11 protein-coding genes are annotated in these 12,998 nt (G+C 70.3%); 4 read left to right on the top strand and 7 right to left on the bottom strand.

The genetic code is table 11. The annotated features are described in order from the left end of the window. Positions 1 to 20: 20 nt before the first annotated feature. On the bottom strand, positions 21 to 548 hold the full coding sequence (locus FLW16_RS18060) for a C40 family peptidase (RefSeq protein ID WP_142561263.1): 528 nt from the start codon (positions 546 to 548) through the stop codon (positions 21 to 23). Between the two features lie 369 nt (positions 549 to 917). On the opposite strand from FLW16_RS18060, the gene FLW16_RS18055 reads away from it, so the two are divergent. Beyond that, positions 918 to 1,253: an STAS domain-containing protein gene (locus FLW16_RS18055; protein WP_142561262.1), complete on the top strand. Its 336-nt coding sequence runs from the start codon at positions 918 to 920 to the stop codon at positions 1,251 to 1,253. On the opposite strand, the gene FLW16_RS18050 is transcribed toward FLW16_RS18055, so the two are convergent. The 6 genes from FLW16_RS18050 to FLW16_RS18025 all read right to left on the bottom strand — a co-directional run bounded on the left by FLW16_RS18050 (position 1,250) and on the right by FLW16_RS18025 (position 10,022). Then, complete coding sequence (locus tag FLW16_RS18050; RefSeq protein WP_312847142.1) at positions 1,250 to 3,397, bottom strand: transglycosylase domain-containing protein; 2,148 nt, start codon at positions 3,395 to 3,397, stop codon at positions 1,250 to 1,252. The genes FLW16_RS18055 and FLW16_RS18050 overlap by 4 nt on opposite strands. 79 nt (positions 3,398 to 3,476) lie before the next feature. After that, a complete protein-coding gene (gene bla, locus FLW16_RS18045; RefSeq protein ID WP_142561261.1) occupies positions 3,477 to 4,397 on the bottom strand; it encodes a class A beta-lactamase in 921 nt (306 codons plus the stop codon). A 151-nt stretch (positions 4,398 to 4,548) separates the two neighbouring features. Next, complete coding sequence (locus FLW16_RS18040) at positions 4,549 to 5,661, bottom strand: AAA family ATPase (protein ID WP_142561260.1); 1,113 nt, start codon at positions 5,659 to 5,661, stop codon at positions 4,549 to 4,551. After that, positions 5,658 to 6,329 carry a nicotinamide riboside transporter PnuC gene (gene pnuC / locus FLW16_RS18035; protein ID WP_260615365.1) on the bottom strand — a complete coding sequence of 224 codons (672 nt, stop codon included), beginning with the start codon at positions 6,327 to 6,329 and terminating at the stop codon, positions 5,658 to 5,660. The genes FLW16_RS18040 and pnuC overlap by 4 nt, the downstream gene beginning before the upstream one ends. Before the next feature lie 84 nt (positions 6,330 to 6,413). Beyond that, positions 6,414 to 9,575, bottom strand: a complete 3,162-nt coding sequence (locus tag FLW16_RS18030) for a glycosyl hydrolase 115 family protein (RefSeq protein WP_142561258.1) — start codon at positions 9,573 to 9,575, stop codon at positions 6,414 to 6,416. 81 nt (positions 9,576 to 9,656) lie between these two features. Next, positions 9,657 to 10,022 (bottom strand): DUF2809 domain-containing protein, encoded by a 366-nt coding sequence (locus FLW16_RS18025; RefSeq protein ID WP_142561257.1) that lies wholly within the window; start codon positions 10,020 to 10,022, stop codon positions 9,657 to 9,659. A 244-nt stretch (positions 10,023 to 10,266) separates the two neighbouring features. On the opposite strand from FLW16_RS18025, the gene FLW16_RS18020 reads away from it, so the two are divergent. The 3 genes from FLW16_RS18020 (at position 10,267) to FLW16_RS18010 (ending at position 12,794) form a co-directional block, all read left to right on the top strand. Next, positions 10,267 to 11,238, top strand: coding sequence for a C4-dicarboxylate transporter (locus FLW16_RS18020; RefSeq protein WP_142561256.1), 972 nt, complete (start codon positions 10,267 to 10,269; stop codon positions 11,236 to 11,238). Positions 11,239 to 11,276: 38 nt separating this feature from the next. Continuing rightward, the gene (locus FLW16_RS18015; RefSeq protein ID WP_142561255.1) at positions 11,277 to 11,846 is read left to right on the top strand and encodes a TetR/AcrR family transcriptional regulator; all 570 of its coding nucleotides are present in this window, start codon (positions 11,277 to 11,279) and stop codon (positions 11,844 to 11,846) included. A 108-nt stretch (positions 11,847 to 11,954) separates the two neighbouring features. After that, entirely contained in the window at positions 11,955 to 12,794 is an 840-nt protein-coding gene (locus tag FLW16_RS18010; protein WP_142561254.1) for an alpha/beta fold hydrolase, read from the top strand. Positions 12,795 to 12,998: the final 204 nt, after the last annotated feature.

Here is a 12,998-nt window from a genome sequence, read left to right as displayed (position 1 = left end):
AACGGGGGCAAGCATAGGGATCAGGCTCGGTAGTGGTAGTAACCGAGCAGGTCATCCAGCACGGACACGTCGTCCATGCGGATGCGCGTCCCGGTGGCGAACGCGTTGATCATTTTTCCTCCCCCGACGTACACCCCGACGTGGTGGGTTCTGCCGGGCCTGCCGTAGAACACCAGGTCGCCGGGTTGCGGCACGCCGACCCGGCGCAGCCGCCCGATGTGGTCGTCGGTGTTGCCCGGGCCGAGCACGTCGTCGCCGAACGCCAGGTCGTACACCCATCGGGTGAAGCCCGAGCAGTCGAAGCCGCGCGTCCGGCTCGCCGGGCAGGGCTTGACCGAGCCGCTGTACCCCCGGCAGGTCCCCTTCGACGGACCCGGCCGCGTCGCGTGTCCCCCGCCCCACGAGTACGGCAGGGCCCCCTGGGCGGCGTAGGCGACGGCGACGGCCCTGGACAGTTCCTCGTCGAGCGGCGCGGATCCCGCGACGGCCAGCGCGACGATTCCCCCGATCAGCACCAATCGGCGCCTCAGCGTGCGCTTAACCCCCATGGATCGTGACAATAGCCACTCAACTCCGTCGTGACCACGGAAGCTTTGCTTCACTCGATCGACGCACCGGAGGCGGATTGTTACCCTGAGTACGGCTCAGCTCGTACGGTCACTCGGCGCGTCGGTCGAAGCGCTTCGTCGGTCGCCCCGGACTTCCCCGAGTGCCGCGACCGCCAAGATCTGCCCGGACGGAGCGGTGGCCAGAGTGGTGCATCGCAAGGCGGAGGAGGAGCTCGTAGCGGAGCCTACGAGCGACGACGACAACGCAGCGAGGTGCCGCTCTGGGCGACGCGACGGGGCAAAGATTGGCGGGAGGGGCACTAGCTCCCCCGGTGGTCCCCGGCGCCAAGGAGAGCGAAGGGAACCACCGTGGAGACGTGGACGGCACAACCCCCTTCCCCCACCCGCTGGTGGGTGCTCGGGCTGCGCGGAGAGCTGGATCTCCATGCGGTGCGGCACCTGCGCGAGCCGCTGCTCACCCAGATCGAGGCCCACGGACCGTGGCTGGCCATCGACCTCAGCGAGGTGCGGTTCATCGACACCACGGGCGTGGGGCTGCTCGTGCGCCTGGTGCACGCCCTGCGCGGCAGGAACGGCGACCTCGCCCTCATCGCGCCGGCCGGCCAGGTGCTGCGGATCCTCCGCTGGACGAACCTGACCCGGCTCTTCCGCGTCCTCGACACGGCCGATGCGCTGGACGACTAATTGGGCAGGATCGTCACCGGCGTGTCGCCGCCTCCGGTCGGGCCGTCGCCCCCCGTCGGAGGCGTCACGGACACCAGGCCCCGGCAACTGTCGCCGCAGCCGCCGAACCGCTCGCCGTCGACCGGCGTGAAGTCCGTCGCGGGCACGCCGCGCAGGGCCCTCAGCATGGTGTCCTTCCAGATCGGCCCGGGAACGCTGGCGCCGAACACCGAGCCGTAGTAGCGGCCGCCGATCGTGACGCCGTTCAGCTTGTACTTCGACGTGCCACGGGGGTCGCCGAGGCTGACCGCGCCGGCGAGGTCGGGCGTGAACCCCGCGAACCAGGCGGAGGAGGAGAGGTCGTTGGTCCCGGTCTTGCCCGCCGCGTCACGCCCGATGCCGCCGACCGCCGCCATCGTGCCCTTGGTCAGGACGCCGGACAGCACGTGCGCCGCCGCGTCCGCCACCTCGGGGTCGAGGGCCTGGCGGCACTTCGGCTTGTAGTCGGTGGTCTTGCCGGTGCTGTCGGTGATCCGGGTGATCGCCATCGGCGCGCAGTACTTGCCGCGCGCGCCGATCGCGGCGTAGGCGTTGGCGACCGTCACCGGGTCCATCTCGTTGATGCCGAGCGTGAACGTCTCGTACTCCTGGAGCGGAGCGCCGTCGGCGCGGTGGATGCCCAGCGACTTGGCCGTCTTGACCACCTCGCAGAGCCCGACCCGCTGCTCCAGCATCATGAAGAACGTGTTGACCGAGTGCCAGGTGCCGGTCTGCAGGGTCAGCCAGCCGGGCGACCCCTCGTCGTTGGTGACCGTATGGCTCGGGTCACCGATGGGCTTGCCCGCGCAGGTCTTGAACGACGAGTAGCCGGGTGCGGTGTAACCGGCGCCCGCGCTGAACCCGTCGTTGATCTTCATACCCTGCTTCAGCGCGGTGAGCAGGGTGAACGTCTTGAAGGTCGAGCCGGCCTGGAAGCCGATGCCGCCGCCGTGCGCGACGTCGGCCACGAGGTTGTAGGACACCTCGTTCTTGCTCTTGCGCGTCCCGTACGGACGGCTCGCGGCCATCGCCTTGATCGCCCCGGTGCCGGGCTGGACCAGCGCCTCGGCGGCCACGGGGTTGTCGGAGGGGTGGACCCACTTCCTGATCGCCTTGTCGGCGGCGGCCTGCATCGTGGGGTCGATCGTGGTCCTGATGGTCAGGCCGCCGCGGTTGAGGAACGCCAGGCGCTGCTTGGCCGTCTTGCCGAAGTCGGGGTTGCTGAGGATCTCGTTGCGCACGTAGACGCAGAAGTACGGATACTTGCTCGACTCGCAGCCGCCGGGCAGCGGGGTCCCCTTGTAGCCGAGCCTGGCCTTCTTCGCCTCGGCCGCCTGTTCCTTGGTGATCTTGCCCAGCTCCGCCATCCGGTCGAGCACGACGTTGCGCCGCTTCAGCAGCCGGTCGCGGCTGGTCTTGCCCAGGTTGGGGTCGGTGGCGTTGGGGTCCTGCACGGCTCCCGCCAGGGTGGCCGCCTGCGGCAGCGTCAGCTTGCTCGCGTCGACCCCGAAGAACCGCTTGGCCGCCGCCTCGACGCCGTACGCGCCCGCGCCGAAGTAGGCGATGTTGAGGTACTTCTCCAGGATCTGGTCCTTGGAGTACTTCTTCTCCACACCCATCGCGTAGCGCAGCTCGTTGAGCTTGCGGGCGTAGCTGGCCTCCAGGGCCTTGTTCTTCTCCGCCTCGGTCTGGGCGGAGTTGAGCAGCACCTGCTTGACGTACTGCTGCGTGATCGACGAGCCGCCCTGGGCCACCCCGCCCGACTGCAGGTTCTTCGCCAGGGCGCGGACAGTGCCCTCGATGTCGATCGGGCCGTGCTCGTAGAACCGGTAGTCCTCGATCGAGATGATGGCCGTCTTCATGATGTCGGCCATCTGATCGAGCGGGACGACCTCGCGATACTGCTCGTAGAACCGCGCGATCTCGTGGCCCTTCACGTCCTGCACGACCGAAACCTGCGCCAGCGGGGGCTCGGCGAGGTCCCGGGGTTCGAGGCCCACGTCCTGTACGGCCGACACCAGCCCGACGCCCGCGCCTCCCACCGCCGGCAGCGCGATCCCCGCGACCAGCACGCCCGCCGCCGCTCCCATGGCGGCCAGACGCAGCACCTTCCCCGTGGCGTTCACTCGATCCTCCCCCAAATGGCTATAGACAAGGTTATGGGGCCGTAAAGCGCGGTCGGCCCCATAACGCGGTATCTCGGTGTTACGGCAGCCGGCCGAGGCCGCGCGCGAGCACGGTCGCCGTCCGGGCGATGACCTTGTTGTCTGCGGCGCCGTCGGCGGCCAGGCGGTTGGTGTAGATCGCCATGATGATCGGGGCGGCGCCCTTGCGCGGCCAGACGACGGCGATGTCGTTGGCGGGGCCGTACGTGCTGCCGGTGCCGGTCTTGTCCCCCACGATCCACGTCTTCGGCAGCCCGTCGCGGATGCGCGCGTCCCCGGTCGTGTTGCCGCGCAGCCAGCCGATCAGCCGGGACCGGTCCTTCGCGCCCAGCACGTCGCCGGTCGTGAGCGTCCTCAGGTCGCGGGCGGCGGACGCGGGCGTGGTGGTGTCGCGCCTGTCCTTGGGCGACCAGTCGTTGAGCTCGGTCTCCCAGCGGTCAAGCCGGGAGATCGGGTCCTTGAGCGTGCGGAAGTAGCGGGTGAGCCCCTCCGGCCCGCCGATCCGCTTCAGCAGCATGTTGCCCGCGGTGTTGTCGCTGTAGGTGATCGCCGCCCGGGCCAGCTCCGCGAGGGTCATGCCGTCCTCGACGTGTTTGCTCGTCTCCGGCGAGTAGTCCTTCACCTCGTCGGCCGTCCAGTGGACGACCTTCCGCGTCAGCTCGCGGTCGGTGGTGCGGGCGAGCACCGCCGCGGCCGCGACCGCCTTGAAGGTGGACAGCAGCGGGAACCGCTCACCCGCCCGGTAGCCGATCGTCTTCCCGGTCGCCGTGTCGATCGCGTACGCGCCGATGCGGCCCTTGAACGACGTCTCCAGCGCGCGCAGCGCGGCGGCCACGTCCGTCCGGGGCGCGGCGGCGGTGACGGTGGCAGCGGTGGCGGGGGTCGCCGCGGGAGCGGCGCCGACCAGGAGGGAGACGGTGACCGTGGCGGCTTTCAGCGCAACCGGCAGTGTCCGTGTCATGGCATGTCCTTGCTCTCGTCCGTCACAGGGGCGTCAGACGCAGGAGCAAAGCAAAGTGTTCGGAACATGTCCAATATTCATATGGACACCCGATCGATATGCGTTCTCGTATCAATCCAGCTCACAACGGCTCAGCCCATAACGGCTCAGCTCATAACGGCGGGGCGAACCGGTGACCGGCCGCGACGAGATCGTCGACGGCCCGCGCTGCGGCGCTCAGCCGCTCCTCGTGCGGCCCGGAGACGACGACGTGCGGGAGCCCGCGATCGGCCAGCTCCGCGCGCAGGCGGCGGTCCATGCCGTGTCGCACGTGCTCGCCGTCGCGCCAGCCGTCCTGCTCGAACGGCACGCCGTCGACGGAGGTGTGGATCCACAGGTCGTGCCGGGCCCGTTCGTGGACGCGCAGGACCTCGGAGCTCACCGTGCCGAGATACCGCTCGTGCCACAGCGCGGTGGCGAGCGCGTCGGTGTCGCAGAACAGCACTGGCGACCCGGTCCGCGCCGACGCCTCCTCCCAGTCGAGCTGCCGGTGAGCGATGAGCGTGAACTCCTCCGGCTCCCACTCCAGGTCGTCCAGCCACGGTTCCCGCGCCCCCGCCGCCTTGGCCGCCCGGCGGGCCGACGCGAGCTTCTCCTCGCAGTACGTCCTGCCGTACTCGGGCACCCACCGGGTCGCCGCCCAGACTCCGCCGCGTGCGGCGTAGTGAGCGGCCAGCGCGCGGGCGAGCGTGGTGGTGCCGGTGGACTCGGCCCCGACGACGACCACTCGCCAGGCGAGGTGGGCGCGCACGGCCGGGCTCAGCCAGGGCCACGCGGCCACCGGATCGTCGCGGACCGTCGTCCCGCTGACCGGATAGCGGATCCTGTCCGGATCGACCGCCACGTGCGCGCCGCCGAACCTGCGGGCCAGCTCCGGCCCGTACGCCTCGGACGAGAAGACGGCGTCGACGTCCGGCGCGAGGCCGCCGTGGGCCAGCGCCAGCGCGTGCCGGAAGACCTCGACGTGTGCGGCCCAGATCCCCGGGTCGTCGTAGTCGATCTCGATGTCGTCCACCACCGGCGCGACCACCACGTGGGGCTGCGGGTGCGCCTCGCGCAGCCACGCCGTACGGAGGGCGAGCGGGATGCTCTCCACACTGCTGGCGGCGACGACCACCGTGACCAGCGCGCACTGCTCGGCGGCGGTGTCGACGAGGTGGTGGTGGCCGGCGTGCGGAGGGTAGAACTTGCCGATCACCAGCCCATGCGTGTAGCGGGCGCTCATCGCGTCACCGCGGGGGCGGGAGCGGGCCGGGCGGCCGGGTCGCGCCGCCAGGCGAGCAGCCCGGCCACGCACAGCGCCAGGAACAGCACGTAGAGCACGCTGGTGAGGTAGAGGTCCTTGTAGGCGTAGAGGGGGATGTAGACCAAGTCGACCGCGATCCACAGCCACCACGACTCCACCCGCTTGCGGCACTGGCCGTAGGTCGCCATGAGCGACAGCGCGGTCGTCAGGGCGTCCCAGAACGGGACGGCCGAGTTGGTCCAGGTCGCCAGTGCGGCGGTGAGCAGCGCCGTCACCGCGGCGCCAGCGAGCACGAGCCACCCCCACTCCGCGCGGCCGGTCCTGGTGACCGTGAGCGTGGTCCGCCCGGCCCCGCCGTACAGCCACTGCCACCAGCCGTACAGGCCGAGGAGCACGTAGACGATCTGCAGGGCCGCGTCGGCGTACAGGCCCACGGCCAGGAATACGAGACCGAGCAGGACGACGTTCGCGACGCCGATCGGCCAGTTCCAGATGTGCTGGCGGACCACCAGCCAGACGGTGAGCGCCCCTGTCGCGAACCCGAGCAACTCGGCCCAGCTCGTCGACACGCCGCCCCGGGTGATGGCGGGCTCCAGGAGGGGCCCCAGCAGATCGGTCAGCGCCACCACGACCTCCTTAATCGTCAATGTGACGATAACAAGGGATCGCGATCAGGGATAGAGAGGCGGCCCCCGTGCCGGTAAAACGGGAGCCGCCTCGGTCATCGGGGGTCACCTCACGTGGTGACTCTCCGGCGGGCCGAGGTAACTCGGGATCACGCCGCCGGTGTCCACCACGAACCGCTGCACGACCACGGTCGGGTCGACCATCCAGAACTTCAGCGTGTGCACGCCCGGTCCGCTGATCGTGTGGGTCGTCGTGGTCACGTTCGCGTTGTCGGACGTGTTGCGCGCCCACTGCGCGTTCATCGTCGTGTCGTTGGCTCCGGTGGCCTTGGTGACGTTCACCACCTGCGGCGCGCCGTCGTCGATCGAGACGGCGTAGCGCAGGCCCTCGGCCGGCAGCACGTTGTTGCGCGGGGACAGGTAGGTGGACACCTTCACCGGCCCGCCGCCCGTCACGGTGCCCGTCAGGGTGAACGTGTACTCCAGGCGCGCGCCGTCGCCACCGGGGGTGCGGCTCGCGGCGGTGACAGGCCACGGGGTGACCCCGTCGCCGGTGCGGCCGATGCCGGGGACGACCTTCCATCCGGCCCCGGCGGTGTCCACGGCCCGGGTGTAGTGGGCGGCCTCGATCGCGACGTACCCGCCGGCCTCGACGAAGCCCTTCACCCGCACGTCCGGCTTCTCGGCCACCGCCGTGACCGTCACCGTGGCGCCCGAGGGGCCGGTCACCGTGATCGGCACCTCGGTCGTGCCCTTCGGCGCGCGGGACCAGTCGACGCGTACGTCCGCGCGCACCTGGTCGGTCACCCTCCCGGCGGCGGGCGTGACGCTCACCCACGGCGCGGACGGCGTGATCGAGTAGTCGAAGGGCGTGGCGCCCCGGTTGAACACCTCGATGTACTGCCCCGGCGCGGTCTGGTAGGGACTGAACGCCGGCAGCACGGCCGGGGACGTCTCCGCGGGCCACCATGCGTCCGAGCCGTCGATCGCGACGCCCATGTCGGCCGCCTGGGGCACCTCGATCCTCCTGAGGTGCGGGTAGAAGGCGTCGGGCAGCGCCACGTTGTCGAGCTCGGGCTGCTGCCAGGGCGCGTTCGGGCCGTACCGTTCGACGTCCCCGTAGCCGATCTTGGGCTGGGTCTGGAAGCCGTTCCACTTCCCGCCCGCGAGCGTCTGGTTGTAGTACGCCGACATGGCCTGGTCCTCGTCGAACCCGGCCTGCGCGAGGTCGGCCATCCGGTTGGTCGCCGCCCTCCCCTGCCGGGCGTACAGCAGGTTGGTGAATTGCGCCCTGCGCAGCTCGTACAGGTTGGCGCTCGCCTTCACCTCGTAGTAGACGAGCTGGTAGAAGGCGTCGTCATAGCCCGCCGGCAGGGCCTCGCGAATCTTCTCGGCCTTCGCCGCGAGCCGCTGCCACTCCGCCGTGACCCGGTCCATCTCCTGGTAGGCCGTGAGGCTGAACGGCGTCGCCCGGTCGTCGTTGACGACGGCCGAGGAGTCGGTGGCGAGGTCCTTCGCCGGATCGACGGTGATCTTCCGGTTGAGCAGCTCCGGCTTGCGCCGCGACTGCAGCCGGCCGTACTCGTCGAGGACCTCGGCGATGTCACCGGCCAACTCCGGGCCGAAGTTCTGCGCGGCGTACGCGCGCCGCCACTCGCCGAGCCGCTCCAGCGGCCAGCGGCCGGGGTCCCAGGCGTAGTCGAGGAAGAACTGGAGCGGGAGCTCCTGGTTCTTCATGTCGCCGGCGTTCACCACCCACAGCCGGTCCACGCCATAGGTGTAGGCGAGGTTGAGCTGCTCCCAGGTGTTGGCCAGGTTGGTCGTGTCGACCCACTTGTAGTTGCGCCCGGCGCCGACGTAGTCGAAGTGGTAGTAGATGCCGTAGCCGCCGGACCGCTCCGGCAGCGACCGGTCAGGCAGCTTGCGCATGTTGCCCCAGTTGTCGTCGCAGAAGACGACCGTCACGTCGTCCGGCGGGCGCAGGCCCTGGTCCCAGTAGCGCTGGACCTCCTTGTAGAGGGTCTGGACCTGCGGGATCGTCGTGATGTCCGCCCCACTCTCCTTCGCGAGGATCTCCCGCTGCGCGGCCAGGATGCTCTTCATGAGGTCGATGCCGTCGCCGTCGGGCAGGCCGACGTCGCCGTTGCCGCGCATGCCGAGCGTGACCACGCCCTCGAAGCCCTGCTCCTTCATCCGGCGGATGCCGTCGGCCCAGTACTTCTCGATCGCCTCGCCGTTGCGGCGGAAGCTCCACTCGCCGGTCCCGCCGTACGGGTCGTGGCCGGGGGTGACGATGTTCCCCTGGCTGTCGCGTACGGCGGCCACGGCGTGCCGGTTCCACTCCTCGATGCCGCGCATCATCGGCGCCTCGTGCGAGGTGCCCATGACCACGCCGTACCGACTGGCCATCTTGTGGTTGTCCGGGTCGTCCTCGGCGAACGCCCGGCCCCACACCGCAGGCCACAGGTAGTTGGCCTTGAGGCGGAGCATGACCTCGAAGACCTTGGCGTAGAACCTGCCGGTGAAGCCCCCCTCGTAGCCGGGGGCGAGGCCGGGGCCGAAGAACTCGGGCGCCCACGTGCCGAGCGCCGGGTTCTCGTCGTTGACGAAGAAGCCGCGGTATCTGACCTTCGGCGTGCCCTGGCTGTGCCGCCCCGGCAGGACGTACAACGCGTCGCGGTGGCGGGCCGGGACGTCGTCCCACCAGTACCAGGGCGAGACGCCGATCTCCCTCGACACGTCGTAGGCGCCGTAGATCGTGCCCCGCTGGTCGCTGCCCGCGATGACGAAGGCGCGGCGCACGCCCGGCAGCGGGTTCTGCACGACCTGCTCCAGGGACGTCTCCCACCTGCCCTCGATGCCGCGTACGTCGAGCTTGCCCGCCTTGATCAGACCGTCGATGAGCGGGCTCTTCCCGATCGTGCCGACCAGCACCACCTCGCCGGTCTTCGGCACGGTGTCGGTGGAGACCGCGGGCTTCACTCCGGTGACCCGCTCCACGTCGGCCTGCAGGTCGCCCACCACCCGCGTGACGCCGGGGAAGTCGCTCGCGCTGACGACGATCGGGGCCGCCCTGCCCTCGGCGACGAGGGGGAACCGGCCGGCGCCCGGCGTGAAGGCGATGTAGGAGCCGGCTCGTACGTCGTCATGGTGAGGCGTGGTCGCGGACGGGTTCGCGGGGGCGGGACCGGCGACCGCGGTGGTCGCGGACACGGCCGCCGGCGAGAGGAACACCCCCAGGAGTTGTGGCCCGGCGAACCTGCTCATCACGCCATTCGAAACTTTCTATTCGACTCCGAAATTTTCGAGTAAACGGATGTTAGCTTTCACCACAGAAGTGGTCAATGGCTATTTCGTGCGGAGCGAATGAATGGCGTATCCGACGGCGGCGCCCACCGCGTACCAGAACAGGTCAGGGGCGTTGAACGTGGTGCCGAGCACCAGCCGCGCCAGCGTGCTGTGCGCCGACAGCACGGCCGGCACGCCGGTGAGCTGGGCGAACTCGACCAGCCAGCTCACCCCGAGCGCCACGGCCGCCACCACGAACGGCCGGGCGCGCGGCGCGGCCGCGACGACAAGGGCGTACACGAGGAGGGTGTAGAGAAGGTCGCCCGCATACTTGGCGACCACGCCCAGCGGCAGCGCACGGACCGCCAGACCGGCGGCCACGACCACCACTGCGGCGGCCAGCGCTGCGAGTCGGCGATGCGGCATCCGGGCACCCTATCGGGAGCCCGGCGTTCTCCGTCCACGCCGACCACTGGCTCGTCCCGCTCGTCTTCGTCGCGATCGGCACGCTGATCGTGCTCGAAGCCGGAGTCGTCGGCCGCTTGATCGCCCTCTTCTGAACGTCCGGGCCTCACGGAGATCGCGTTGACAGATCAAGACGACCGGTCATATTGTTCCCTCGGCCGCTCGCCCCGGAGCGCCGGAAGCACGAACAGAAAGAAGGCCGACCATGGCCAGCACGACGCCGGTCCCCACCCGGCTCCCCCTCAACACCCTCGGCATCGGCTTCGGGCTCTCCGGACTCGCGGGCACCTGGACGGCGGCCGGCCCCGCGCTCGGCGCTCCGCCCGCGGTCGGCGAGGCCCTCTGGGTGACGGCGGCGGCGCTGTGGGCCGGCACCCTGGCCCGGTATGGCGCGAGGGTCACCCGCCTCGGTGACATCGCCGAGGACCTGCGGCATCCGGTCCTCGGGCCGTTCGCCGCGCTCGCCCCCACCACCGGCTCGCTCCTCGCGGCCCACCTCGCGGCGTACCTCCCGGGCGTCGGGGCGGCGCTCGTCTGGACGATGCTCGCGATCGCCGCGGTGTTCGGCGCGTGGTTCGTCGCCTCGATGCTCACCACGCCGCGTCAGCCCGGGGCGCTGCACGGCGGTTATCTCCTCCCGACCGTGGCGGCCTCCCTCATCGCCGCGCAGTCCCTCGCGACCATCGGTCACCGGGCGGCGGCCACCGCACTGTTCTCCGTGGGCATCCTCTTCTGGCTGCTGATCGGCGCCGTCCTCCTCGTGCGGTTCGCCACCGGCCCCGAGCTGCCCGGACCGCTCATGCCGACGCTCGCGATCTTCTCCGCGCCGCCGGCCGTCGCCGGAAACGCCTGGTGGGCGATCGCGGGCCCGCACCTGAACACCGCGCACGAGGTGCTGCTCGGCACCCTCGCCGCCCTGCTGCTGCCCCACCTGTTCCTGCTCCGCAGGTATGCGCACATCCCGTTCGTGATCGGCTTCTGGGCCTTCACCTTCACCACGGCGGCGAGCGCGACCTACGGCGTGCGCCTGCTGACGCTCACCCCCTCGGCCCTGCACACGACGCTCGGCTGGCTCGTGGTGGCGCCGGCCACGGCGATCATCGGCGGCATCGCGGTCCGCTCGCTCGCCCTGCTCCACCTGCCGCGCCGCCACGCGGAACACGTCCAGCCCGCCTGACTTTTGACAACTCCAAGACGAACGGTCATATTGAAGCCATGCCTCAGGTAAGCGTGAAGAACAAGCTGGTCGAGAGCGCCGAGGACGTGTTCCGCCGACAGGGGTTCAACGGCGCGAGCGTGCAGGACATCACCAGCGCCGCGGGCGTCCCCAAGGGGTCGTTCTACAACCACTTCGAGAGCAAGCAGGCGCTCGCCGTCGAGATCGTGCGGCGCTACGCAAGCGGCACGAACTTCGCCGTGCTCAGCGGTGACGGGTCCGCCCTGGAGCGGCTACGCGGCCACTTCGTCGCCATGGTCGACCGGACCCGCGACACCGGCGTGGAGTTCGGCTGCCTCCTCGGCACCTTCGCCAGCGAGAGCAGCAGCGCCGGAGATCAGGTGCACACGGCGGTCCGCGAGATCCTCGATGACTGGACCGAGGACGTGGCCCGCACGGTGCGCGAGGGCCAGGAGGCCGGCGAGATCACCTCGGCCCGTCCGGCGCGAGCGCTGGCGGCCTTCCTGATCGACTCGTTCGAGGGCGCCACCCTGCGGGCCAAGACCATCGGCGACCAGTCCGTCGTCACGGAGCAGCTCGAGATCGCCCTCGACGCGCTGCGTCCCTGAACCCCACTGCCCCTGAACCCCACTGCCCCTGAACCCCCGCCCGCTCGTCCCGGGTGGGCGATTTCCGAACACCTCAAGATGACTGGTCATTTTCATACAGGAGATCTCATGTCCACGACTCACCAGACCGCCCCGACCCGGTTCGTCGACGCGGACGGCGTCACCTACGCCTACCGCAGGTTCGGACGGGCGGGAGGCACGCCCCTGCTGATGCTGCAGCACTTCCGCGGCAACCTCGACAACTGGGATCCCGCGCTCACCGACGCGCTGGCCGCGGAGCGGGAGGTGATCCTGGTGGACTACCCGGGGCTGGGGTCCTCGACCGGACGGCCGGCGCGCACCGTCGCCGAGACGGCCCGTCAGATCATCGCCTTCGCCGACGCCCTCGGCCTGGCCCAGGTCGACCTGCTCGGTTTCTCACTCGGCGGGTTCGTCGCCCAGGACATCGCCCTGATCCGTCCCCACCTCGTACGGCGGCTCGTCCTGGCCGGAACCGGTCCGAAGGGCGCCCCCGGCATGCACGGCTGGCGGCAGGACATCGCCGACCGTGCCCGGGCGGACGAGCCCGGCGGCGAGGACCTCCTGTACATCTTCTTCGCCCACACCGAGACCAGTCAGGCCAAGGGCGTGGAGTTCCTGCAGCGCTTCATGCGGCGCGAGCAGGACCGGGACGCGCCCAGCAGCCTCACGGCGCGCGACGCACAGCACGACGCCGTCCTGGAGTGGGGCGTGCCGGACCACGCGGCCCTGCAGCGGCTGACCGGCATCACCAGCCCGACGCTGATCCTCCAGGGCGACGGCGACCTGATGATCCCGACCAAGCTCAGTCACCTCATGGCCGGGCTCATCCCGGACGCCCGCATCCGCCTCTACCCCGACGCCGCGCACGCCTTCCTGTTCCAGTACCCCGGCGAGGTCGCCGACGAGGTCAGCCGCTTCCTCTCCTGACCGGATGTCATACAAGCGAAAAATCACTCTATGGAACGATCTAGCCGGAAAAACGATGGCTAGTTAAACTCCGAGTCAGCTTCGGCCACCCGTCTCGGGTGGCCGTTCGCTCGTCGCCCAACGGGGAGGGCCGTGGCCCTCCCATGCCCGTGGGCGGCGCGGCTCCTCCACGCCTGGACGGCGAGGCCTGACAGGTCTCCATGG

It is taken from the genome of Microbispora sp. KK1-11 (assembly GCF_006874435.1).
In the GTDB taxonomy this organism is placed as follows: domain Bacteria; phylum Actinomycetota; class Actinomycetes; order Streptosporangiales; family Streptosporangiaceae; genus Microbispora; species Microbispora catharanthi.
The sequence above is the reverse complement of the archived record's forward strand: the minus strand, read 5'-3'. Positions and strand labels throughout refer to the sequence as shown.